Annotated in this window: 18 protein-coding genes and 1 pseudogene; 13 read left to right on the top strand and 6 right to left on the bottom strand. The window is 28.3% G+C overall.

Features of this window, described 5'->3' with window-relative positions:
- Window positions 1-45: 45 nt before the first annotated feature.
- Window positions 46-2,172: an amidase domain-containing protein gene (locus tag KA828_RS08160; protein ID WP_210126013.1), complete on the bottom strand. Its 2,127-nt coding sequence runs from the start codon at window positions 2,170-2,172 to the stop codon at window positions 46-48.
- Between the two features lie 209 nt (window positions 2,173-2,381).
- Here KA828_RS08160 and KA828_RS08155 point away from each other — a divergent pair, with 209 nt between their 5' ends.
- From KA828_RS08155 to KA828_RS08140, 4 genes are all read left to right on the top strand, one after another.
- A complete protein-coding gene (locus KA828_RS08155) occupies window positions 2,382-5,198 on the top strand; it encodes a YhgE/Pip domain-containing protein (protein WP_210126012.1) in 2,817 nt (938 codons plus the stop codon).
- A gap of 289 nt (window positions 5,199-5,487) precedes the next feature.
- Window positions 5,488-7,383 (top strand): DNA phosphorothioation-dependent restriction protein DptF, encoded by a 1,896-nt coding sequence (gene dptF, locus KA828_RS08150; RefSeq protein WP_210126011.1) that lies wholly within the window; start codon window positions 5,488-5,490, stop codon window positions 7,381-7,383.
- Entirely contained in the window at window positions 7,383-8,741 is a 1,359-nt protein-coding gene (gene dptG / locus KA828_RS08145; RefSeq protein ID WP_210126010.1) for a DNA phosphorothioation-dependent restriction protein DptG, read from the top strand. Before dptF ends, dptG begins: the two co-directional genes overlap by 1 nt.
- Complete coding sequence (locus tag KA828_RS08140; protein WP_210126009.1) at window positions 8,722-13,932, top strand: DUF87 domain-containing protein; 5,211 nt, start codon at window positions 8,722-8,724, stop codon at window positions 13,930-13,932. Before dptG ends, KA828_RS08140 begins: the two co-directional genes overlap by 20 nt.
- Window positions 13,933-13,985: 53 nt before the next feature.
- Here KA828_RS08140 and KA828_RS08135 read toward each other — a convergent pair whose 3' ends face one another.
- A complete protein-coding gene (locus KA828_RS08135) occupies window positions 13,986-14,501 on the bottom strand; it encodes a RodZ family helix-turn-helix domain-containing protein (RefSeq protein WP_210126008.1) in 516 nt (171 codons plus the stop codon).
- Between the two features lie 201 nt (window positions 14,502-14,702).
- Here KA828_RS08135 and isaB (KA828_RS08130) point away from each other — a divergent pair, with 201 nt between their 5' ends.
- The gene (isaB, locus tag KA828_RS08130) at window positions 14,703-15,233 is read left to right on the top strand and encodes an immunodominant staphylococcal antigen IsaB family protein (protein WP_210126007.1); all 531 of its coding nucleotides are present in this window, start codon (window positions 14,703-14,705) and stop codon (window positions 15,231-15,233) included.
- Between the two features lie 120 nt (window positions 15,234-15,353).
- On the opposite strand, the gene KA828_RS08125 is transcribed toward isaB (KA828_RS08130), so the two are convergent.
- On the bottom strand, window positions 15,354-15,638 hold the full coding sequence (locus tag KA828_RS08125) for a YolD-like family protein (RefSeq protein WP_245336072.1): 285 nt from the start codon (window positions 15,636-15,638) through the stop codon (window positions 15,354-15,356).
- 195 nt (window positions 15,639-15,833) lie between these two features.
- Here KA828_RS08125 and KA828_RS08120 point away from each other — a divergent pair, with 195 nt between their 5' ends.
- From KA828_RS08120 to KA828_RS08105, 4 genes are read left to right on the top strand one after another with little or no spacing between them, the layout of a single operon-like run.
- Window positions 15,834-16,946, top strand: a complete 1,113-nt coding sequence (locus KA828_RS08120) for a tyrosine-type recombinase/integrase (RefSeq protein WP_000706213.1) — start codon at window positions 15,834-15,836, stop codon at window positions 16,944-16,946.
- Window positions 16,947-16,948: 2 nt separating this feature from the next.
- Window positions 16,949-19,012, top strand: a complete 2,064-nt coding sequence (locus KA828_RS08115; RefSeq protein WP_000026851.1) for a tyrosine-type recombinase/integrase — start codon at window positions 16,949-16,951, stop codon at window positions 19,010-19,012.
- An 8-nt stretch (window positions 19,013-19,020) separates the two neighbouring features.
- Window positions 19,021-19,386 carry a DUF6262 family protein gene (locus KA828_RS08110; RefSeq protein WP_000410574.1) on the top strand — a complete coding sequence of 122 codons (366 nt, stop codon included), beginning with the start codon at window positions 19,021-19,023 and terminating at the stop codon, window positions 19,384-19,386.
- A 4-nt stretch (window positions 19,387-19,390) separates the two neighbouring features.
- A complete protein-coding gene (locus KA828_RS08105) occupies window positions 19,391-20,761 on the top strand; it encodes a hypothetical protein (RefSeq protein WP_000368920.1) in 1,371 nt (456 codons plus the stop codon).
- A gap of 42 nt (window positions 20,762-20,803) precedes the next feature.
- On the opposite strand, the gene KA828_RS08100 is transcribed toward KA828_RS08105, so the two are convergent.
- Both KA828_RS08100 and blaZ read right to left on the bottom strand, forming a co-directional pair.
- Window positions 20,804-21,214 (bottom strand): YolD-like family protein, encoded by a 411-nt coding sequence (locus tag KA828_RS08100; protein ID WP_000612779.1) that lies wholly within the window; start codon window positions 21,212-21,214, stop codon window positions 20,804-20,806.
- Between the two features lie 312 nt (window positions 21,215-21,526).
- Entirely contained in the window at window positions 21,527-22,372 is an 846-nt protein-coding gene (gene blaZ, locus KA828_RS08095) for a penicillin-hydrolyzing class A beta-lactamase BlaZ (RefSeq protein WP_000733621.1), read from the bottom strand.
- Window positions 22,373-22,478: 106 nt separating this feature from the next.
- Between blaZ and blaR1 the strand changes: the two genes are divergently transcribed.
- A complete protein-coding gene (gene blaR1 / locus KA828_RS08090; protein WP_001096367.1) occupies window positions 22,479-24,236 on the top strand; it encodes a beta-lactam sensor/signal transducer BlaR1 in 1,758 nt (585 codons plus the stop codon).
- Window positions 24,226-24,606 (top strand): penicillinase repressor BlaI, encoded by a 381-nt coding sequence (blaI, locus tag KA828_RS08085; protein WP_001284658.1) that lies wholly within the window; start codon window positions 24,226-24,228, stop codon window positions 24,604-24,606. Before blaR1 ends, blaI begins: the two co-directional genes overlap by 11 nt.
- An 87-nt stretch (window positions 24,607-24,693) precedes the next feature.
- On the opposite strand, the pseudogene KA828_RS08080 reads toward blaI, so the two are convergent.
- A pseudogene (locus tag KA828_RS08080) lies at window positions 24,694-24,816 on the bottom strand (YolD-like family protein); the annotation flags it as partial.
- A gap of 389 nt (window positions 24,817-25,205) precedes the next feature.
- Between KA828_RS08080 and isaB (KA828_RS08075) the strand changes: the two are divergent.
- On the top strand, window positions 25,206-25,781 hold the full coding sequence (isaB, locus tag KA828_RS08075; protein WP_210126006.1) for an immunodominant staphylococcal antigen IsaB family protein: 576 nt from the start codon (window positions 25,206-25,208) through the stop codon (window positions 25,779-25,781).
- A gap of 182 nt (window positions 25,782-25,963) precedes the next feature.
- Window positions 25,964-26,428 (top strand): arginine repressor, encoded by a 465-nt coding sequence (locus tag KA828_RS08070; RefSeq protein ID WP_053029001.1) that lies wholly within the window; start codon window positions 25,964-25,966, stop codon window positions 26,426-26,428.
- The last annotated feature ends 262 nt before the right edge of the window (window positions 26,429-26,690 follow it).

Raw genomic sequence — 26,690 nt, 5'->3', positions numbered from 1 at the left:
CACCTTTTTTGTGTAACAATTTTATTTACTCCATCCATTGCAATGTTATTTTGGTTCAATGTAATGTAAGGTTTCAGCTGTGTTTGCATCAATAGTGCGATATGACACGATGCCTAAACCTTTAACGTTAGATTCTGAAATGACGATTGAGCCATCACTGTTTACTTTTTCAACGAAAGCCACATGACCATATACGTCATGGGCGCCAGCTTGTCCTGCTTCAAAGACAACGGCACTATGAGTTGAAGGTGTTTGACTGACATCATAGTTATCACGTTCTGCGCGATTATCCCAATGATGTGCATCGCCCCAGTCGCCACTGACTTGCTTACCAAATTGTTGAACACGTTCGTATACATACCAAGTACATTGACCTTGAGGATATGGTGAAGACGCATCCGTTACTTCGAATGATTTAAACCCACGACCTGAAGTATCTTTGCCACTCGATGTTTGTTTAGCATATTGATCTAAATCAGGCATTGTTTTCTTATCAAAATCTGTTAAGTGATAGTGCTTGATTAAACTGTTCAATTTAGTAGCATAGTTTGGATCCGTAGCATATGTACGACTCAAATGTTGTGTTGCATCACGATAATCTATAGCTTCACTCTTCCAGGTAGGTTTATAGATTGTGGCATTACCATCAATACCATGTTTAATTAAATCAGCATAATCTTCCAATGATGCCTTCGTATTTGGGTATTTTCGGAAACCGGCATTAATACTAAACATACTTTGATCACTGCCAGCTTCTAAAGTATTAAAGTTAACAGATTGTCCTTTATAACTCCCCTTAATTCCAAATAAATTATAATTTGGCGCTTGTGCTAAAGCACTATTACCTGAACTTGACTCAAGAATAGCCTGTGCAATCATAACTGAGGCATAAATATCTTTGTCTTGACCAATTTGATGTGCATCTTTAGCAATAGATTTAATAAAGTCACGTGTACCTTTATTTTCAACTACTGCTATGTCTCCGTCAGTTACTTCATTACCATTAAATTGAGGTAAGGTTTGGAAGAGACTAGTTGAACGTGTGTTGCTTTGTTTAAAGTCATCTTCAAATGATTGTGCGGGTGCTGTCTTATGTTCAAGTTCGTCTTTAGTTGGTAATTGTGGATTATTAGATGTCGTCGTATCATCATTATCTTGTTCATCTTTAGACGTGTCTGATGTGTTATCTTTTTTAGATGATTCAAAATTGTGATGCGTCTTTTTAGCATCTTCACTGTATTGATCCAGTACAGAATCTAAAGCGGATTCAGTTAAAGACTTACTATCAGAAGATGAGGCATGATTAGCATCATCATTAGTACGAGTACTTGCATCATCCTTAGTAGATTCATGTTGACGGTCAGTGTTATCTCCATCATGACTTGCTTGATGATCTGTGTCATCATCTGTGGTATCAGAAACGAAATCATCAATAGCATCTAATGCTTTGCTCACGCTCGCATCATCTTTATTTTGACTAGCTGTTGATTGCTGGTTCGTCGCGCTGTCACCTTGTTGTTGTGTTGAATGGTCTGTTTGATTAGCTTGTTCATCGTTTTGCTTCACATCTAGATGGTCACGATGAGCTGTGTCGGCATCGTGCTCATCTGTGATATGGTCGTCATCTGTTGATTCACTAGAACTTGCGGGTTGCTCATAATCTGAAATATCACTGTCGAAATAGAATAGTGATGCAATTAAATTGGTTAAACTAAATCCATTTTGATATAAATCAGGATTTAAAAAGTTAGATGAAAACAAGCCGCTAGATTGTGCTTCGTCAAAAATAGGAGAAAGGGGTGTACGGTAAGTATCCTGTTTGTCTTCATCACGCGTTTGATGACTACGAGATACGTTTTTGTTATCGTCATTCCTTTTTTCTGATGACGTATGTGTAGATTTATTTTGTTCTTTATTATTATGTTTCTTTGACGCTTCTTTAGTTGGTGTCTCTGAAGAGGGACGATCTGATTGTTTGTCATTTGATTCAGTCGTTTCATTCGTATGGTTATCATCTACATCTTCAGTATCATAAGTTGTTTCTTTTGATGTAGTGGATGCTTGTGTCTTAGCATCTGCTTGTGTGTCTTCAGCATGGGCAATGCTAGTTGTAAATGTTGGTAATACTAGCGTTGTAGTTAAAAAATAGATGATAAATTTATGCTTCGACATGACGCGCTTTTCCTCCTATCAAATAAATTATAGTGGTATGCGAATATATCAGAATTTGATATAATACTTATTATGGTTTTTAGTTGACCACTATCAACTAATTTCTACTTTACTCAATAAAAGTATTATACTAACTCTATAAAGAAAAAAACAATGCTTAAAATCATTTTGAAATAAAATCTTAATATTTCATTTTTAGGAGTGTGAAAATGAAAAACGCACTAAAACTATTTAAAACGGACTTGAAACGTGTGGCTAAGACACCAGCAGTTTGGATCATATTAGCTGGTCTGGCAATATTACCATCTTTTTATGCGTGGTTTAACTTATGGGCCATGTGGGATCCATATAGTCATACAGGTCATATCAAAGTCGCTGTTGTGAACGAGGACCGAGGCGACAAAGTTCGTGGTAAGAACATTAACGTGGGTAATACGCTTGAGAACAATCTTAAAAAGAATGATAAATTTGATTGGCAATTCGTTAGCCGGGAAAAGGCAGACCATGAAATCAAAATGGGGAAATACTATGCCGGCATATACATACCGAAAGAATTCTCACATCAAATTACTGGGACATTGAGAAAGAAACCGCAAAAAGCAGATATTGAATATAAAGTTAATCAGAAAATTAATGCGGTTGCACCGAAAATGACAGATACAGGTTCAACGGTCATTGTTGACGAAGCAAACAAACAATTCAATGAGACAGTAACGAAAGCGTTACTACAAGAAGCGAATAAAGTAGGTATTCAACTGGAAGATGAAGTGCCTACAATTAATAAGATTAAAAATGCAGTTTATGCAGCACATAATTCATTACCAGAAATTAATAAAATTGCAGATCGTATTGAATATTTGAATGATCATCAAGATGAGCTTGATAAATATGCTAATCAATTCCGTGCGCTAGGTAATTATAAAGGTGATGTTTTAGATGCACAACAAAAACTGAATGATGTGAATGCGGCCATACCGTCATTAAACGAAAAAGCAAAACTCATCTTAGCACTTAATGAATATATGCCAAATATTGAGAAATTGCTAAATGTAGCTTCTAATGATATACCAGCACAGTTCCCTAAAATTAATAGAGGTGTAGATATTGCTAGTGAAGGGCTTGATTTAGCACATTCACGTCTGAACGATGCACAAGGATATCTTACAGCTGCGCAGCAACGTGTAGGTGATTACCAAGAAGCGGCCAATCGTGCACAAGAGGTAAATAATCAAGCTAATAACAGCTTGCGTCAACAAAGTACATCGGGATTGCCGCACTATGATATTCAGAAGTTGAGTACGGATAGTAGCCAAGACACTGTCAACGATAATCAAATTGTGTCAGACAAAGACGTGAAGTCGATGAATAGTGCGCTTGCAGAAGCGTTACTCACACTTTCTAGTCATTCTGATACTCAAGCGAAAGCGACACAGTCAGACATCAATGCCTTGAAAACGATATCTTATGGCGTCATCGGTTCTAATCGACCAACTGAATTTAATGAGATGTTACGAAATTTAAAAACACGTCTTGAAAACAGCTCGAAAAATAACCAACAACTGATCGACGTATTAAAGGAATTAGAAAAAAGAGAACATGTCGATTTATCATCACAAATTAAACAAGTAGAAAGTGCAAATAATCGCATCAGTGATACATTGCGTTCAACGAATCAACTTATTGATGCCTTGAAAAATGGCAGTTCAGGAAAAGCAGAAGCGGTTAATGTATTACGTTCATTACCAGATTTAAATAAAGCGTTAGGTAACTACCGTGACTTTATTAAAAATGACTTAAACAATCGTTTGTTAGTCGTATCTAATCAAATTACGCAAGAATTAAATAAAGGTCAGAATACGCTATCAGACGTTCAATCTAAATTAAATACAATTAATCGTGTTATCATTGCGGGTCAAGATATTGTAGCGGATGGGCAAAATCGCATTGCTAATATTCAAAGCGAATTGCCGGCTTTAGAACAAACATATATTAATGCGATGCAAACGGCACAGAACTACTTCCCGACTGTAAAAGCAGACGTAGCGAATGCAGCAGACTTTGTTCGTAATGATTTACCTGAGTTAGAGCAACAACTTGCTAATGCGACAGCAACTGTAAATGCGAATTTACCGACATTGTTTAATAAGTATGACAATGCAGTTGATTTATTAAATCAAAATCAACCACGCGCGAAAGAGGCATTAGCTAACTTAGCGAATTTCTCTGAAAATCGTTTGCCTGATATTGAAAAAGATTTAGACAAAGCAAATAAAATCTTCAAGAAATTAGACGAAGACGATGCAGTGGATAAAGTCATTGATGCGTTGAAGAATGACTTGAAGAAACAAGCTGATGTAATCGCCAACCCAATTCATAAAAAACAAGTGGATGTCTTCCCAGTTAAAGATTATGGTTCAGGTATGACACCATTCTATACCTCATTATCTATATGGGTAGGTGCCTTACTATTAGTAAGTTTATTGTCTGTAGATAATAAACATGAATCATTGAGAGACGAATTGACGAAACGTCAAATTTATTTAGGTAAAGGTGCATTCTTTATCATGATGGGGATCATTCAAACACTGATTGTAACCATTGGGGACTTAGTGATTTTGAAAGCACAAGTTGAATCACCGATACTATTTATCTTAGTTGCATTATGTGGTGCGATTGTCTTTAACACAATAGTGTATACATGCGTATCATTACTTGGTAACCCAGGTAAAGCAATCGCAATTATTTTGTTAGTATTACAAATTGCCGGTGGTGGGGGTACTTTCCCAGTCGTTACGGCACCTAAATTCTTCCAAACTATTTCACCATATTTACCGTTCACGTATGTGATAGATTCATTACGTGAAACAGTAGGTGGCATTGTACCGGAAATATTAATCACAAAAATGCTTATCCTAGCACTATTCGGATTAGGATTCTTTATTCTAGGTATCTTAGTCAAACCAGTGTTAGATCCAGTAATGCGTAAAATTTCTAAACGTGTAGATGAAAGTAAAGTTACTGAATAGGCTATAGTATCTCTAAAATAAAAAGGGTCTTGAATAAGTTATTTTATTATCTGTTTAACTAAGTGTATAAGAAAATTGAATTAATTTAATAAGAAGTATAAAAGATAGTTTTAGTGTGAAGTTATCATGCTAGAACTATTTTTTTATAAAAATGATTTTTTAAAAGTGGAGAGAAACTAAAAAAATAATTGTTATAAATATTTTAAACTAAAAAAATAGTTTGAATTATATATTTTTGTAATATTATTAGGTATCATGATAGTGATGCAAAAATCTTAGGGGGGATAATATGGAGATAAAAAATATAATTAAAGATAATTTTTTTAAAACCTTAAAAATGATAGATATCTCATTTGATATTTATAATCTAGAAAAAGTCAATATTAATGTTTTTAATTCTCATATATTTAAACTACGAACACAACAACTTGTCGACAATACTACTTATGAGCTATTAAGGAATATAAAAAATCAATTAAAAGAAGTTCAACAATATGGGGATGAAAATAGCTATATCAAGTTAAACGAGTATTTAAAACATTTGAAAAGTTATATTGAAAAACAAAGTAATATTACCAGTAGCAATCTTATTGATTTGATGAATAACTTAAGCACCTCTTCAAGAGAATCAATAGTTAATACTGAAGAATTTAATAAATTTAATGAATATCTACATGTACATAGAAAAATTGAAAATGAATTAAAAGAATCTTTGTTGAATTTAAAAAGTAAAGATAGAGGAATTATTTTTTTAGTTGGGTCTGTAGGTGATGGGAAGTCACATTTACTATCATATTTAAATAAATATCAACCTGAATTATTTAAAGATGTATTTATATATAATGACGCTACTGAAAGCAATAATCCTTATAAAACAGCAATTGAAACCCTGGTAGAAAAATTAACACAGTTTGAAAAAAATGAGATAAATAAGATAGTAATAGCTATTAATGTTGGTATGCTCAATAATTTAAACGAATACTTGAGAGCGAATAACATAAACTTAGAAATTATAAAAACTATTGAGCAAAGTAATATTTTTTCAAATAAAGGTATGAACAATTTGTACTTTGGATTAGATAATATTTCAATAGTTTCATTTTTAAATGAAAAAGTATTTGATATTGAACAAAGTGAAGTTAAAAGTGAATTTTATGATGCAATTTTTAATAAGATTTTTTCTGAAGATATGGGTAATCCTTTTTACAAAGCTTTTATTGAAGATGATGGTTTTAATAGAAAAGAACCGATTTATCAAAATTATTTATTAATGTTAGATAAAAATGTTCAAACTACTATCAAATATTTAATTATTAAAACACAAATAGTAAATAAAAGAATCATCTCGACTAGAGCATTACTAAATTTTTTATATGACATTATAGTCCCAGAAATAAATCAAAGAAGTAATGATTCATTTTTAGTTAACATGCTATTTAATAGTAACGGTAAATCTTCGTTATTAACTTCAATGCACTTTCAAGATCCAGTGCTATTCCAAAGTGCTAAATTAGATAAACTTAATATTGAATTATTTAATACTCTCGATTTGCAAGCAAAGTGCGAACAACTTTTTGGAGAAGATAATTATAAAAAGGTGATGAGTTATTTATATTTGTTGGATGGTTTAGATCATAAACGACGATTTGAAATGATAGTAAGGTTACACTATTTGTTCGACTATACAGAATATGAACCTACTACTTTTATAAGTTTTATAAATATGATAAGTGATTTAAATACAGATAATGCTTTGAAAAAAGATATTTTAAATAAAGTAATATTAGCAATTTATAGATGGAAAGGTTCTCCTAAGAAAAATTATATATACAATGAAAGTCTAAAACCTGAGACAAGCATTCAAATTGGTTTAGAGTTTAAACCTAAGGTCCATTTAGTGAGTGTAAATGAAAAAAATAATTTAATAGTTCAACTTAAGGTTCAAGAATATATAGCTGAAATTGAAATGGACTATAATCTATTTAATTTATTGGAAAAAATAGAAGCTGGTTACGTTGTTAAAGAAAAAGATAAAATTGAAGCAATAGTGTTTACTGAATTTGTAGATAGTATAATAAATAATCTTGAATCCAATGAAAATACAATTATTAAGTTACCTTCTAGTAACGAGACATATATAATTCATGATGGTTTTCTAGGTTATCAACTTGAGGAGGTTGACTAATGGATTTTAACGGTACTAATGCATTAATAAAACATTTAAAATTAGATGAAGGTTCTCCTAAATATAACAGAAGCTTTGATTATAATATACTTCCTTTTTTTACTCGACAAAACGAAAGAGCAAAATTTAAAAATGGATTCATGCCGATTATTGGGGCTATGGCTAGATACAGTTTAGGTTTAAAAATTGAATATAATCATGAAGACTATGATATCAGCAATATTTATGAAAATGTGGAGAGTGTAGGACATCTTGATGAAAATGAAAAAAACATGTTATTAAAAAGACTCTTTGATTTTGATAAGATATCTTCAATTAATCATCCTAGGATACTTAATTTTCAACCATTAAGTGAAGGTTCTGATAAAAAAGGAGAAATCAATATAGCTTTATATATAAGTAAAGCTTTTGATTTAAATAATAATTTAACTTGGAAAAACTTTATTAGTACAACCAAATCTCATAATTTAATGGAAAAAATGTTTTTTGATTCAATAAAAAAAATTGGTACTAAAGAAATAAAAAATAGTTTTGTCACATTACCAGATGATTTATTTACTACTCGAAAAGAAGACTTAGATTTTTTATTGAAATATAAAGATTTTGCTTTAAAAAATTTAGATAAATTCTTTGCTTTTTATTATTTTCAGTATATTACACAGACAGTTATCAATATTGATAATTTAAATAAAATTAAAAATGGAGTAGAGTTAGAGCCATTGTATTTCACATTAGATAGTGAAAAGTTATCCTCATCTAGGATTACATACAAAAAAGGATTTAATTATATTAAAGAGAGAAAAAAATATACTTTAACAAATGACAATTTAACAGGGTATTTAAATATTATAATTAAGGATATAAAAAATGACGATAAATTTTATTCATTAACAGAGATACTGAATTTTGATAATAATATGATAAAAAATATAAACTATGAATTATCTAAAATGATGAGGATTTATAAAGAAAAATTGTCTAAGGAAGACGAAATATCAGATGATTTCATGGAGAATTTAAAGGTCTTCAAAAAATGGTTATACACTGATTTAGATGCTGCTACTAGTTCGCGATATTCAAAATCAATAGACGAAATTGGAGACTTATATTTTCTAAAAAGTCGTGGTAGTTTAGGGAAAACATTGACAATCAGGAACGACTTATTAATATTATTAACTTCAATAATTGTTAAGGATGAAAAGAAATTAATTAAAGAAGTTTTTGTAGAGTTTGAAAAACGAGGAGTCTTTTTTGATCGATATACAAAAGAAGATGTAGTTAATTTCTACGAGAAAATGAATATTCTTGATAAGAAAAGTGATAGTGGGGAGGTAAAGTATGTCAAACCAGTTTTATAATTTTTTAGATAAAGAATTAAGAGCTTATTTAAATAGCACTTCTTTAAACGCAGGGGATAGGTTCTTTTTGATATTAAATAATGACGATGAAATAAGTAGCTTAAAAACAGCAATTGAAAATTCAAAGGATAAGAAAGTTAACAGCTTCAGATCAAATGAATTCAGCTTTGAAACTATTTATTATATGATAAACGATAAAAAAGTAATCTTTGTTTTCGCGCACGATGGCGTTACCAATGATTTTTTAGTGACTATAAGAAATAAAGTATCTTTGCAAAAAGGAGAATGGGAAAATTCAGTAGTTATTTTCTTGATGAAAGAGGACTTAGATAGTATAACAGGCGGCTCATTAGATTTATCTAAAAAAGGAGCACCATTCCATACTAATTCTCTAAAGCAAAACTTAGATAAAATAGTTAATAAGGAGAATCATAGTTTAGAGAAACATGAAAGCGAAATTTTAAAATTTGTAATAGAAAGAAAATTCTCAGATGAACTTGTTAAATATACTTTGCTAGACTTTGAATCTGTATTTAGTATTATTCAACAAGGTGAAATTAAAAAAGAAGATTATTTAAAATTGGAGCTTTTTGAAGATAAACAATTAAAGAGTTTTTCAAATTCAACAAAAGATATAAAAAATAGGCTTATTGAAAATAGTGATTTATTTGAGACTGTTTCAGTTATACATGATAGAGGAAATATTAAAGAAGATATTGAAGAAAAATTCGGTGTCAGTGCCCCTCCTAAATTAGTAAAAGATAATTGGTATGAAGCGGAATTCGAGCCAATTAGAAAAAGTAAAGAGACGGTTGATAATGAAAAAAGGGTGAAAATAGAGTTTAATGATGAAGGATTTTATCATCAATTTAATAATATTGAAGTATGGAATAAAAATTCTGGGACAACTAAGGTTAAATCAAGAGAAAAAAATATAATTATCTTTAAAGAATTCTCAAACTTAGAAACTATAATCTTACCTTTTGACAAACATGATGACATTAATCCATCTTTTATTAATACTAATAGAGCGAAAATATATAACCTATCTAAAAAAGAGACGTCAAAAGTACAATTTAAATCTAAATCTAAAGGTAAATTAGTCATTGATCTTAGTGAAATTAAAGACGAAAATGAGTACTTTATTGATTTTACATATAAACATAATAATTCAACTTCTTTAACTTTTAAATTTAGGATTTTGTTAGTGAATTTTAATAGTTCCAATATTGAAAATCTTAAAACTAAGTATAAGTTGAAATATAATGTTCAAAAGAAAAAGGTTGAATTTATCTTAGATAATGTCGAAAATTTACTATCAATTAATGATGAAAATAATAATCTAAGTAAAGTGTTTGAAAATGGAGAAACTTACGATTTGAATGAAATTTCAAACTTAGACTTCAGTCCATTAGTTAATGCTGATATTGATAATATTTATATTAATTTAAAAATCAATGATATTGAGTATATAGTTAGATTAAGTGAATTTGTAAATAAACCGGTTCCAGTTTCAAGTTCTAATTTAATAAAAAAAGTTTTTGAGAAAAAAGAATCTATGATTGTTAAAGATAATATAGCTATTCAAGATACAAATGAATATTATCTATTTAATGATTTTAAAATCATAACGCAAATTGAAAAATCAATGATTGAAAACAACTTTACTAATGGAGTTATTAAAGATAACCAGCTAGTTGGCGAAACAAAAAGTTTACCACCTTTAGTAGAAAAAGCATATAAGCAATTGTGTGAGGTAATAATTCAGAAAAAAACAGTTCCTAGTTTAATGTATTATGATGAGGACATTAGTAGAGCTGTTTCTAATTATTGTGAAACTATAGAAGAAGTATTGAAAAATTTAACTGATAATGAAAAAATCACTGAAAAAGAAATATTAAATGTACATGAATTAGGTACTGTGACCGATGATAATAATATATATTTCACCTCATTACATCCACTAATATTAAGATATGAATTAAATAAAACTGAACGTTTTAATGATGATGAAATAAGTGAAAAAGTTTTCAGAAAATATAATCCTATTGGCTTATTACCATATTTTGTAGATGTAGAGTCTAATTATTATTTCGCTAACTATACTGAAAGTGGAGCCAGATGGATTACATATAAACCTTTTGAGACTACAAATAAAATGAGCTCAGAAAAAATGCAGTTTATTATTAAAACACGTTTGAACAACTATAAACAACACTTTAAATATTTATTTGATATTAATAGGAACTATGCACTTAAAGTAAGGTACATTGATGTTAAAGATTATAAGACAGTTATTAAAGGAACTATTGAACACCTTTTAGATCAAATGAAAGATATAAAATCAATTCATTATTTAAATCCAGTAAATGTATATATGGATGCTATTGAAATTATTGATAATATATATGCTTTATATAACATTAAAGACAGCGATGAATTATTAGAAGCATATAATATAAAAATTCCTAGTAATATTAAAAAGAAATTTAACGAAGAAGATATATTGGAAACAATAAAATCTAAAATAAATATATTTGTTAATAAGCAAGAAGAAAATATTTATCATATTACGTTTTTTAATTTTAATCAAGAACCTAAGTTTAGTGTGAGTAATCTTAAAGAAATTTACTCTTCTGTTACTAGTAAAGGTCTATTATCAAATATTAGCTATACTAAAATAGGTAATTCATATTTATCTGGATTTGGTACGAGAGGTATATCAGAGAATAACGATTTAATTTATAGTGCATTATTGTGGAATAGTTTTGTTTCTAATAATAAAAATTATCGATTAAATCCATATAAGAAGGATGAAGGAATCGTTAATAATGTTATTAGTATTGAAAATCAAAACCTTGATGGTGTTTTTAACGATACGAATTGGGTAACATTTATAGATCCTTCAGTTGATTTATCTTATTTCAATAGTAATGATTATGATTTGTATGTTATTCATTATAATGATCAAACTTCATCGTTTAATTATGAATCAATTACTGTAACAAATGATACAGAACAATATAGTAATATTCTTAAAGAATTTTTAAATAAAGTTAACGTAGATTATACTCCACAAAATATTGATAATATTATCCGATCTTTCAATATCCTTAATGGTGAATGGCTTTTATCAGTTATAGGAAATAGAGGGTCTAAATCAAATTACGGAGATCATTCTATTAGAGAAAAATTAAGTATTATTTCAGCATATAAACAAGTGTTGTCAATATTAGCCCATGAAAAAATAACTTGGATTCCAATTTCTATGGAAGAAGTACTTCGAGTGAGTAGACAACAAGGTCTGGATGCAAGTTCAGATGTTTTCTCGGCTAAGGAACTTAATCATAGTGGCTCTATTTCAGATGACTTGTTATTTATAGGCTTAGAATTGGAAGAAGAAAATGCAAATGTCCATTTTATGCCAGTTGAAGTAAAAGTCGGTATTAATCACACTAATGTGATTGAAAAAGCTAAAGTACAAATAAGTCATTTGTTTAAAGTACTGGAAAAAGAATTGATTACTCCATCTTCTCAAGTTTTAACTCAAGATTTTTATAGACAATTTTTCTTGAATTTATATTTTGGTAATTTAAATAAATTTATTGAAAATGGTGTAATTGTGGATGAAAAGATGCACTACATTTATGAGAAAAGAGCAGAAATTTTAAACGGTAACATTACTTTCTCTACTAAGATAAAAGATGAGTATGGTATAGGAATAGCAGTATTATTTAATCAAGAAAATAGTTTCAGAAAATTAATTAAAGACAGCGAGAAAAATGTATATGAATTACATTTAACTGAACTAGATGCGTATAATGACGCAGAAAAGGACTATGAAACTGTTAAACATGAAATATTAAACAATCAAAGAGGGATTGATTTAGCAAATTTACTAGTTTCCCATACAAATTATAATCTAACTAATGAAAATAGTGATGTGCCAACTTCCACTCTTGAAGATGAAAATAAAGTGAACAATGATTCGAATAAAGAGGAAATTCCTCCTACTAATGATTGGGAAGATAAACCTCCTGTTATTGAGGAAATAGAAAGAACTGAAGAAAATCACGATTTAGAAAATGTGAGAATTTTATTAGGAAATGCAAAAGGTAGTACTGAAAAAGTGTATTGGGAGTATGGTCATAAACAATTACCTAATCGCCATATATTAATTAGCGGCAAATCTGGACAAGGTAAAACTTACTTTATGCAATGTCTTCTATATGAAATGGCTAAAAATAAACTTGATAGTTTAGTAGTTGATTACACGGATGGTTTCTTAAACAACCAATTAGAAGAGGAATTTACACGAAAACTAGGAAATAATCTCAATACTAAATTTATTTTTAGAGATAAGCTTCCGATAAATCCTTTTAAAAGAAATGAAATAGACTTAGGTGGTTTTACCGTGCCAGAAGAAAATGATGATATAGCAGATAGAGTAGTTCAAATTATAGATTTCGTATTTAAACTTGGTATCCAACAAAGTAGTTTATTAAAAGAATCTATCAAAAGTGGTTTAGATATATATGGCGAAAACTTTACTTTCACTAAATTAAAACAAAGATTGATTGATCAAGAAACTACTAATGCTAATACTTTAGTTGGAAGAATTGACAAATTATTAGATAAAGATCCGTTTGCATATAACAACAATGAGTTTACTTGGAAAGAAATATTCAATAATGAAGGTAAAGTAACTATTATGCAATTAAAAGGTTTTGTTGCAAGTATTCAAAAAGTGATAACTGAATTCTTACTATGGGATTTATATAATTTTACCGAACGAGAAGGAAGTAAAAATGTTCCTATCCCTGTTTTATTAGATGAAATGCAGAACTTGAATCATAAAGAAAGTTCTCCTACAACTAAAATTTTAAAAGAGGGTAGAAAATTCGGATGGTCTTCATGGCTTGCTACACAGTCTATCAGCTCTATAAAAAATAACGGAGGAGATATTTCGGCACTATTTAATGCCGCTGAGCAAGTTCACTTTGCTCCACCGGAAGATCAAATCGCCTTTATTAGTAAGAATAAAAATAATGACGAAAAAAGAAAAATGGAACAAGATTTATCATCATTAAATAAAGGAGAATGTCTAGTTATAGGTTTTTCTAACATTAATGGAGAACTAGTCAAAAAAACAGAAATTGTTGAAGTAACTTCTTTAGAAGATAGGGAATAATTAAACTAGACCGCCTAATAGATAGTTATAAGACTACTCATTAGGCGGTTGTTTTAATTGTCTTTATTATTTTGACTGCTACCCTGAGCTGAACTACTTGAACTTTGTGTTGAACTACTTTGAGTTGTTGTTTTGTTCTGAGTGTTCGGTTGAGAGGTTGCCGGTTGTTGTGTCGATGGTTGTGTACTTGGTTGTTGTGTTGTTGGTGTTTCTTTCGTCTTTTTCTCTGAAGTAGCACTTTCTGAACTATTTTGTCTAGAACTGTTTTCTTTTGTTTTAGATGATTGTGTTGCAGAGTTATTTGGTTGTGTCGAATCATTTTGTTGAGTATTTACATTATTGTTTGACGCTGGCTCTGATTGTGCATTTTCTCCATTATCAGACGCATTAGATTGTGATTCAGTTTGTGTTTCACTTGTTTTATCTTTTTTGTCTTTTTTATCATGTTTTTCAGTTTTATGGTCATCGCTCGAATTTGAATGTTTAGTACCAGTTGCTGCAAAAAATATTGAAAAGCCTAAAGCAACAATAAGTAATAAAATGACGATACCTGCCAATACTTTTTTCAAAGTGTGTCCTCCGTCCTTAATTCATTTCTTTATCTTATTATAATAAAACTTCATAAAATAGATAGTATTAACACAACTTTATAATATTAAATTTTGTTTACTAAAATTTTTGATAAATAGGTCTTAAGTACAGTGAATGTTTGTATGTATTGTGCGATAATATAAGTGAAGTGTAATTCTAATATAGAAAGAAGGACTAACATGAATAAAGTAGTTAAAACTATTGCCTCAACAACATTAGCATTTGGAACACTTTTAGGAGTGAGTAGCGCAGTACTACCAGTACAAGATACTGCCCATGCAGCAACTCAAACGAAAGGGTATTATTACGCTTATAATGGTTACGTTGATAAAGATGCTAAATTCTTAACAGATAAAAACTTTATTAACGCAATTAAGCATGACAACATTAAATTTAACGGTATTAAACTTGCTAAAACGAGCAGTACAACAGTTAAAGAGAAGTATAATCAGAAATTTACTGGTGTAACGAGCGACGGTAAAAAAGCGAATAAGTTACAATTTATAGTCAAAGGTGATTTAACGTATAATCAACTTAAAAAAGCATATGGTAAAGATTTGAAAAAAGTAAAAGGTAACAAAAATGCCAAAGGTAGCGGTATTTACGTATACAAACCTAATAAAAATGGTTTAGCGGCATCATTCGTACTTAATGAAGGCAAAGTTGTAGAAGTAGATATTAGTTATGCAGGCTTTACAACAAGTAAATAACTTTAGATTTGGGAGTGGAACAACACAGTCGAAAGGAATGTGGTTCTACTCCCTTTATTTCAATTTAGCTAAAATGCAATACCTGGTTCAGTGATAAGCATCACTCATTGCGTACCACACTTACTCCACATTACAAATAACCGCAAAGTCGAGTTTCATTGTTTGTGAGCCATTCTCATTACTAATGGTGATGCATCGATTCAATGAATCAATCCGACGTATATAGGCTGCAATGGATTGAATATAACCATTTCTCCAATAACTAATCATCGCCAGTTGATGCTGTGTGAACTTGTAAGTCAGCTGACGATTAATCATTTCAAATTGATCATCTGATAAAGAAGGCATGGCAATTTTATTCTGTTCCTCAATAAAATCATTCAACCGTTGATATTGTTCCGGCATTGTCGCAAATGGTTATATATATGTTGAAGAATATAGACTATTTTGTTTAAAATGAATCATATTTTAAGAAAAAATGAACAAAGTAAAAATATTAAATAGTCTTTTTTTATTACGTGTAATAAGTTTAATATGTATGATGTAAAAAGAATTTGAATAGTGTATACTTATACTATTAAAATTAGAAATGAGATTATTATGAAAATAGTAGAAGTAAAATCTAAGAATGGTACCAATTTTATGATTTTAGATGGTAATAATGAACCTATAGTAGATGCAGTAAGATATTTGAAGTATCTGGATAGTGTTAAGAAAAGTTTAAATACCAAGAAAACCTATGCCTATGCACTAAAAAATTTTTTTGTTTACTTAGAAAGTAAAAAGATATGCTATAAAGAAGTTAGTTTTGATAACTTTGTTGATTTTATAAGATGGATGAAAACACCTTTTGAATATGAGAATGTCCTCTCTTATCACCGAAAAGAAAAAAGCATTAGTCCTAAGACAATTAATCTGACTATGACTGTAGTATCTAATTTTTATGATTATCTCTATAGGAGTAAAAAATTAGATGTTAATTTCTATGATTTTATGCATATGGAAAGTAAATACTCTAAAAAATATAAAAGTTTCATGCATCACATAAATAAGGACTATAGAACGTTGAAAAATATTTTGAAAGTTAAAGAACCAAAGAAAAAAATAGAAGTGTTAACTAATGCGGAGGTTAAGAAATTATTAGAGGAAGCTAATAATATTAGAGATAAATTCTTAATACAATTACTATATGAAACCGGATTACGTATAGGTGAGGTATTATCATTACGTATTGATGATATTAAATTTGACTTTAGAAAAGGCCATCAAATAGTTTTGAAAAATAGATTTAATGATAATGGTACTTATTTGAAAACTGGGGAAAGAAAAATATTTATTTCCCAATCGTTAATTGATTTATACGATGATTATGTCTACGAAATAATTGACGAACTTTCAATATGTTCTGATTATCTTTTTGTAAAAATAAAGGGGAGAAATGTAGGAGAAGCTATGAATTATAGTGATATATATTCATTATTTAAAAGGCTAAAACATAAAACATCTATAAATGTTCATCCTCATTTATTTCGCCATACACATGCAACTGTTTTTTATAATGAAACTAAGGATATAAAACAAGTTCAAGAAAGACTTGGTCATAGTAATATACAAACGACTATTAATTTATATGTTCATCCCACTGAAGAAGATATACGTGAAGATTGGAATAAAGTAAAGCATCAATTTCAAGTTTTTAATAAAGGGGAATGACTATGTCAATACCAATTAATTTACCTACAAACAGTACTATGATTAATGAATTATGTACATTACAAAGTAGAACCATCAATATAAAAGGAGAGGTTTTAATAACTGAAATATATGATGATTACTTTTTTAAAAATGATGAGTGGCACATTACAGCTTTTAACAAATTCAAGCAATTTCAAGATAGTATCAAGAACTATAGAGACAAAAGAAAAAATGTTTTCTTTAGGATTAAAAGTAAAAATTTGAATTTAGAATTTAAATACCTTTTTTTGAAACTGATAGTTAAAGAGGATTGGTCCTTATCTAATTTATTTAATACTGGAGCAGTAAAGCTTAATAAGATTGCTAAGTTCTTTAATGAAGTTTATCCAAATTTAAATTCTTTACTTGATTGTGATATAAATACATTAGAAAAGCACTGGTTTAATTGGCTGACTGAAAATAATATACCAATAAAAAGAAGATCATCAACAATAGTTTTTGGTGATTATGAATACAAAAGCGGACTGGCTTCTTTTTTAAAGAATATGTACATTAATCTAATTAAGTTCATTGATAAGCGAGAAGAATGGGAAAAAGATAAATGGGATATTAGAAATTTAGAAAAATATGGATTGAGTTATAATAAAACACTAACTGGCAATTATTTAAACTTTGAAAAAATTGAGTCAATTAAAATGCGAGAATTAGCAAAAAAATATTTAAAAAATCGTTTGATAACTGGTGATATAGCATTTGCTACAGCAAGGTTTTATATAAGAGTTTTAACTAGGTTTTTTCAAAATATATCTAAAAATAAAGAAACAAGGAATAGTTTAAATGAACTAGATAGATGTCATATCGAAGCATATATAGAATTTTTGTTTGAATATGCAGCTAATAAAAATTTGCAAAGTACTAAGAATTTTGTGAGAGAAGAATTAAAAACAATTAGAAGGTTCTTAAACGATATTATAACTCAAAACTATGCTATAGCACCGTACCAAGATATACGATTTTTAATTTATCCTCAAGACTTACCTAAACACGAAAAGAAAAATAGTAGCCAAATTGATTATATCCCAGATTTTGTATTGGAACAGCTTTTTGAGCATATAAATGATTTGCATAAAGATTTAATACCTGTAGTTTGGATAGCTTTTAAAACAGGATTAAGAATTTCTGATGTATTGACATTACAAAATAATTGCCTTGCAAAAGTTAATGGAAAGTATTCAATAATCACAGATATTGCTAAAACTTTTGTTAAAGGACATAGAATACCAATTGATAATAAATTAGCTGATATAATAGCAGTTTTAATAGCCGATTCTAAAAGTAAAAGTACAAAAGATAATAATCCTAATAATTATATTTTTGCTATTTATAAAGGAAAAAGAAAGGGAATGCCCTTTACACAACATATGGTCAGAGCACACTTAAATCATTTATCAAAGACTAAAAATATTATTGATGAACAAGGAGAAATCTTCCATTTCAAAACTCATCAATTTAGACATACCTATGCAGTAAAATTGTTAAATGGTGGAGCAGATATATTAACGATACAAGAATTATTAGCACACTCCTCACCAGAAATGACTCTAAGATATGCTAAGTTACTTGATGATACAAAGAGAAAGGCTTTTGAATCAGTTATTGATCAAGGAGCTTTTAGTTTTGATGTTGACGGTAAAATTAAAAATATACAGCATAGTAGTGAACTATCTGAAAAAGCATTGAATTCTTTATGGCAAGAACATAAATTAAACGCAATGGACAATCCTTATGGCACTTGTCATGCTAGATTGAGTGGTGATTGTCCATACATGGAAGCTCCGCCATGCCTGACTTGTAATTCTGGGAAACCATGTAAGGATTTAGCTATTGGATTTTCTGATTTAGATGTTGAAAAATATGAATTACATATCAAATCAACGGTCAAATCTATAGAATTAGCTAAAAATAATAATAGACAAGATATGGTTGAAAAGCATATAAATATATTAAATAAATATGAAGAAATACTAGGTAATATAAAAGATGGAAACATTATATTCGGGAGAAGTAATAGAATAAAAGTATAGAGGTTAAGATGGAAAAATTTAATAGACAAGAACAATTAAAACAGTTGCATGCAGAACGAAAAGTTAAAACCGAGAAAAAAGTTGATAAAGCAATAAATGATTTAGTTCAAAAAAATAAAGAAATTAACTTTAACATCGTTTCTAAACATTCAAAAGTTTCGAAAGCTACATTATATAAAAATAATAAAATTCGAAAGAAAATAGAGAAGTTACGTGAACAAAACAGAGAAATATTTGTTCATAAAAATAAAAATGACGGTAAAGATGCGTTAATCTCCTCTTTAAAAAGAAAAGTAAATTCTTTAGAAAAAGAGAAAAAAATGTTGAAAGAAGAAATTAGCGTTTTATATTCTAGGCTGTATGAGGATATTTAAAATAATGGACAATAAAATTGAAAAGATTCTAGAAGATATTAATAAATTACAAGGCTATAAAGTAACATATCAATATGCTACTGCTATAAATATAAAAGATAATAACATGAACCCTTGGTTTGAAAAAATTGAGGAAATTCTATTGAATGTAAAAGGAGTTATACGCATTTTATCTCCTGACAACCCCCCGGTAAATTATGATTATTGGATTTTACCTGGAAGATATAAAAGACATACAAAAGAATATCACGAAAAACTAGAAAAATTTTTAGAAAAATTTGCTACTAATGCAAATATTAATGATGGATTGTTTGATCAAAATAATATACATGGATACAAATATAAAAAATATATATTCACTCCACATATTGAAATTACTCATGAGAACACTTTGAATTTATTTTTTTTAACCTTAACTATATTTAACAATGGTACATTTGTTATAGAAATCATTGAAGACTTAGAGAGTATAAACTTTGGAAGCGACTTGTATAGTACTTTCTCATGTGTAAAAGATAAGATATATCCTCTAATTAATCAAGAAAAAAATAATAGACAAAGACAGTATCAATTGTATGGTAATAGACATTGTAAAAATATTAGAGATGTTTCTAGACAAATTAATAGAATTATAAAAATTAATAGTAAGGATATTTTTGAATATAAAGTATCTAAAAATATGGGTTTTGAAGTTTATTATTTAGCTAATGAAAATGAATTTACTGATGATCCTTTCTATGAGGACGTGAAGATTCAAGAGTGGTTAGTAAATGCGCCTATTTTTTCATTTGAAGGAAAAAGTAAACATTTTAGGCAAGATGGTTATAGCGATAATTATATAAACTTCTTGAATAAAGCATCTGTTTTTGTAGTTTGGATGGATGAGCAAGAAGGAGATGTTTTAGAAAAATGTTCTCAAATGGCACTTTATTTCAATAGTTCTGCTAATTTCTTTTTCTTAGAAACTATGTTAAATGAATTACAATTGTATGGGTATCAACAATATAATTTAAATGGAAAAAAAGAAGCCCTATATTTTAGACAATGGATACTAAATTTCAAGAGATCTATTGCAATTATTTATAGAACAGAGCTTTTACCTAGTTTATATTTATATTTGTATCTAAAGAATAATAATGATTTTAAATCTCCACAATATATTGAAGAATTAAACAAAGAAGAATTATTACTAATTGAATTGGAGCAGTCATATAAGGAAGAAGAAAGAAGCGAAAAATTAAATAAACTTTTGTTAATAATAAGTCTTTTATCAATTTTCCAAGTAGTAGAAATTTTTTTCAGTGATAAAAATAATATATTTAATATCAGTATGATACTTATAATGATTTTGCTAGAAGTATTTCGAAAAAGGTAATTATAAGAACACTATTTAAACTTTTTAAAAGTTTAAATAGTGTTAAGTGATACTACAAACGTTAGCATTATTTAAATTATATATATTATTGTTAGTATCAGAAAAGGAAAATGTATTACTAATTTCATCCTTTTTTAAAATTTTTCCTGTATATTTTGAAATGTTACCGTCTTCCCAATATGAGATTGTACATAACTCATCATTTTGAATTTTTATTTGAAAAATCTGATCTAAATTATCTAATGAATCATGTGTTAGCAATGGTTTTTCTATTTTATTTTGATCCTTTATAATTTGTTCTAAAATTTCAAACTGTTGCGGGAGAGTCGCAAAAGCTTGCCATTTGATTTTTCCACGCCCTTGAGGGATTTTAGGGTTTAAATATTTTCTTGGTATTTTTCTATAATCAGTTTCATATTTATATTCATCTGGCGCATTAGGATTTGGAATCATGTTTACCACCTCATCATCATTGTAGAACGTATGTTCTTTTTTGGCAAGGATTATATAATTTTTTAATGTGATTAATTAATTAATTTAAAATAAGTTATTTTCTATATGGAAAAGTTGAGTAAGATTATCGAGCATTTATAATTATAGTAACTGGAATATGATGTTTGGTATGTTAATAGTATTTTCTCTTTTAAAAAATGTGAACATAAAAAAATAGAACATATATAATTATAAATAATATATATGTTCTTCGATATTATGAAGTTTTATGAAAGATAGAATTATATCAGTTTTTGTAGTACATTTAGACTATTAAAATTTGTTTATTACATTCTTGGCGGTTTCACTTATCAATTTATCATTAGGTTTATCACTTTTATTGTCTTTATTCGTAAAAATGACTAAAATAATAGGTTCAGATTGGTTCTTAGGATAAATAAAAGCTACATCATTTCTAGAAGCATATGTTATTGCTTGACCACTTTTATCAGCAACCTTATAGTCTTTTGGAACACCATCTTTAATTAAAGTGTCTCCGTTTTTATTATTTAACATTAAATCAAGTAAGAAATTTTTATTTTTTTTGCTTAATTTTCCATTTGCGATAAGTTTATTTAAAGTCTTGCCGAAAGCAGCAGGCGTTGAAGTATCTTTTTTGCTCTTTGGTGAATAGTAATTTAATTCTATTTCATATCTAACTGGATTTGTTACTTTATCTCCCAATTTTTTTAAACGTTTTTTAATTTTTTTGATTCCACCGATTTCGTTTATAATTTTATTGTTTGCTGTATTATCACTATACTTCATTGAAGCCTCAATAAGTTCTTTTAAAGTGATATCTTTTCCTACATATTTTTCTAAAATAGGAGAATAAGCAACTATATCATCTTTGTTAATATGTACTTTTTTATTTAACTTATTATAAGGTACTTGTTCTAACAAAATAGCACTATTTATCGCTTTTGAAGTTGAAGCATAGGCAAATCTCTTATCGGCATTAAATTTTACTTCCTTACCACTTTTAGTATCTAATGCATAGACACCAATATTAGCATTATATTTCTTTTCTAAATTATTTAACTCTTTAGCATGTGAACTGGTTGAATTACATGCACTTAAAACTAAAGCAATTGCAATTAAAAGTATTAACTTTTTCAAAATATACCCTCCAATATTACGGTTGTAATTTCTATAAATCAATAATATTACAATTGTAATATTCGCGTCAATAGTTTATTATAAATATTTGAAAGAAGGTGTTGAAATGGCTAAGTTATTAATAATGAGCATAGTAAGCTTTTGTTTTATATTTTTATTGTTATTATTTTTTAGGTACATATTAAAACGCTATTTTAATTATATGTTAAATTATAAAGTTTGGTATCTAACTCTTCTTGCAGGATTAATTCCTTTCATCCCTATTAAATTCTCTTTTTTTAAATTTAATAATTTGAATAATCAAGAGCCCACAGTTGAAAGTAATTCACACAATTTGAATCCTAACATAAATACCACTAAACCTGTTCATGAGTTTACAACAGACATCCATAAGTTTAATTGGGATTCAATAGATAATATCTGCACAGTTATTTGGATAGTTTTAGTTATTATTTTAAGTTTTAAATTTTTAAATTCTTTATTATATCTTAAGTATTTAAAGAAACAGTCACTTTATCTAAATGAAAAAGAAAAAGATAAAATAAACAAGATACTTTTCAATCATCAATATAAAAGAAATATTGTGATTCGAAAAGCAGAATCTATTCATTCTCCAATAACTTTTTGGTATGGAAAATATATTATTTTGATTCCCAGTTTATATTTTAAAAGTATAAATGACAAAAAACTAAAATATATAATATTGCACGAGTATGCTCATGCTAAAAACAGAGATACTTTGCATTTAATTATCTTTCATATTTTTTCTATTGCTATGAGTTATAATCCACTAATACAAATTGTAAAAAGAAAGATGATTCATGACAATGAAGTAGAAGCCGATAGATTTGTCCTTAATAATATTAACAAAAATGAATTTAAGTCTTATGCGGAAGCTATTATGGATTCCGTATTAAAAACCTCATTTTTCAACAAAAATATATTAAGCCATTCATTTAATGGTAAAAAATCATTACTCAAAAGAAGATTAATTAATATAAAAGAAGGCAATCTGAAGAAGCAGTCAAAATTAATTCTAATTTTTATTTGTATTTTTACTTTTTTTATCATGATAATTCAAAGCCAGTTTTTAATGGGGCAATCCTTAACTGATTATAATTATAAAAAGCCCTTACAAAGCGATTACCAAATTTTAGATGAAAGTAAAAATTTTGGTTCAAATAGTGGATCTTTCGTTATGTACAGCATGAAGAAAGACAAATACTATATTTATAATGAAAAAGAAAGTAGAAAAAGATATTCTCCTGATTCAACTTACAAAATTTATTTAGCACTGTTTGGACTTGACCGTCATATTATAAGTGATAAAAATTCACGTATGTCATGGAATCATAATCATTATCCTTTCGATTCTTGGAATAAGGATCAAGATTTAAATACGGCAATACAAAACTCAGTTAATTGGTACTTCGAACGTATTAGTAATCAATTATCAAAGAACTATACTTCTGATCAACTCAAGCAATTAAATTATGGTAATAAAAATTTGGGAAGTTATAAAGCCTATTGGTTGGAAGATAGTTTGAAAATATCTAATCTTGAACAAGTAATAGTTTTAAAAAATATGATGGAACAAAATAACCATTTTAGTAAAAATGAAAAGAAACAATTATCTTCTTCGTTATTGATTAGAAAAAATGAAAATTATGAATTGTATGGGAAAACAGGTACAGGTATAGTAAACGGGAAATATAATAATGGGTGGTTTGTAGGTTACGTAATTACAAATCATGATAAGTATTATTTTTCTACACATTTATCAGATGAAAAAGCCTCTGGTGAAAATGCTAAATTCATAAATGAAAAAATATTAAAAGAAATGGGTGTTTTAAATGGCCAATAAGCAAGTTGAAATATCTATGGCTGAATGGGATGTTATGAATATAATATGGAATAAAAAATCAGTATCAGCTAATGAAATTGTAGTTGAGATTCAAAAAAATAAAGAAGTTAGCGATAAGACGATTAGAACATTAATTACAAGACTATATAAAAAAGAGATTATAAAACGATATAAATATAATAATATTTATTTTTACTCATCAATTATTAAAGAAGATGATATTAAAATGAAAACTGCTAAAACCTTTCTTAATAAATTGTATGGAGGGGATATGAAAAGTTTAGTGCTTAATTTTGCGAAAAATGAAGAATTAAATAACAAAGAAATTGAAGAATTGCGAGACATTTTAAATGATATTAGTAAAAAATAAATAGATATAGGGTTCAAACATAATACATATATAAATTATGTTTGAACCCTATTAAATTAGATTTTTTATGAGATTAGTACATATAATAAACGGCGCCCACTTCACCATGCCACGTCCTTGAGGAATATTAGCGTCTAAATATTGTCTTGGTATTTTACGATAATCTGTTTCATATTTATATTCATCTGGCGCATTAGGATTTGGAATCATGTTAACCACCTCAACATCATTATAGAACATACGTTCGTAATTTGAAAGAGGTTTTTTACAATATAAATGAATTTTATATTTATGGCGGAAAAGTAAAAAAGACTATATAAAAGAGCCATAAGTTTAACAAAGGGGAAGTAAACTTATGGCTATAGTCATTACATAATATAACTTTTTGTGAAGGAGTTAATGGGGATGTTACTCCTACATTTAGTATAACATAATTTATATAAAAACATTATTTAACGATTTGTGAAATTTAATTTTGTATAATTTGTAACATTCACACATTAAGCACAAATGTGCTTTCCTTATCAATGAATATAAATTGTATAACCACTTTGAATAGCGTATGATATGTTTAGTTATAAAGAAAGAAGGCTATTCATTTGAGAAAATCAACGCAAACATTCGTCACTGCAACCTTGGCATTAAGTACATTATTAGGTGTAGGTGTTACCGGTACATTAATGGAAACATCTATCGCATATGCCGAATCTAAAACGATGTCAAACACAACGACTACTCAAGCCAATGCGACATCTGCCTATTACAATTATAAAGGGTATGCGGGTCAAGACGTATCTTTTGTATTAGACAAACATTTTAAAAATGCAGTAAAAGCTGAGAATGTCACATTTAATGGTGTTAAATTAAAGCCAACATCATCGACTAAAAATGTTAAAAAATATGATCAATATTTCAGAAATGTATCTAAAGACGGTAAAACAGCATCATTACTAGATTTAAAGGTGACTGGGCAATTATCATTAGACCAATTAAATAAAGTTTATGGTAAAGACTTACAAAAAATTGATAATCATAAACATAATACAACGGGCATTTACTACTACCAACCCAATACAAAGGGAATGACAGTTTGGTTTGATGTAGAAAAAGGCAAAGTGGATCGTGTAGTAATGGGCTATAGTACCGTGAAACAAGCAATGAAAGAAACGAAATAGCATAATGGTGATGCTCCGAAAGTTGAGTAATAATGCTCACTTTTGGAGTTTTTTTGTGAAAATAAATAAAAATGATAGCAAAATTCATGAAATAGCCAACACCACAATATACGAAAAGATGATACGTTAAAGGTAAGAATACATACAGCTTTATGCTGTATAGGGGTAGAGGAGTTTATAATATGAAAAAGAGTAAACGTCTAGATCTCATCGAAACGGTAGTTAAGAATAATCGATTTAATAAAAAAGAAGAGATTGCAGATTATATTGATACACATTTTGGCGTACGTTATAGCATCACTACAATTTCAAGAGATTTAAAAGAATTAAAGATATTTAAAGTCCCAGCAGTAAGTAACCAATCGTATTATAAAAAGTTAGATAATACACAACAAATGGATGCTAAAACGAAACTACTTCATTATTACGATAATGAAATTCAAAGTATCATCATCAAAGATAGTTACATACTAATCAAAACCTCTCCTGGATTTGCACAAGGTATAAATTATTTTATTGATCGCATGAATATTGCAGAAATCCTTGGAACAGTGGGGGGCAATGACACATTAATGGTACTTACAAATTCAGAGGAAATGGCAAAATATGTTCACTATAAACTGTTTAATCATAAATATTCAAATTAATGCATAAAATATAATGTGGATTTACGTTTTGATGTTATCTATAATAGTGTGTGAAACGCTTAAAATATAATGTTCACATCTTGAACGTTCATCGTGTTAAACGTAAAAATGATAAGTGTTTATAAATACAGAATGATGCATAAAAAACTTTTTCGGTTAGATATCAGCATGTCAACATGAATGAAATATACATAATAATCACTAATTACCTAACATTATTGTATATTCAATCAAAAATATGCATTGAATAACCAAAAAGCAT

The organism is Staphylococcus sp. GDY8P85P, from assembly GCF_017892405.1.
GTDB lineage: Bacteria > Bacillota > Bacilli > Staphylococcales > Staphylococcaceae > Staphylococcus > Staphylococcus borealis.
This window is presented reverse-complemented; position numbering and strand designations above follow the sequence as displayed.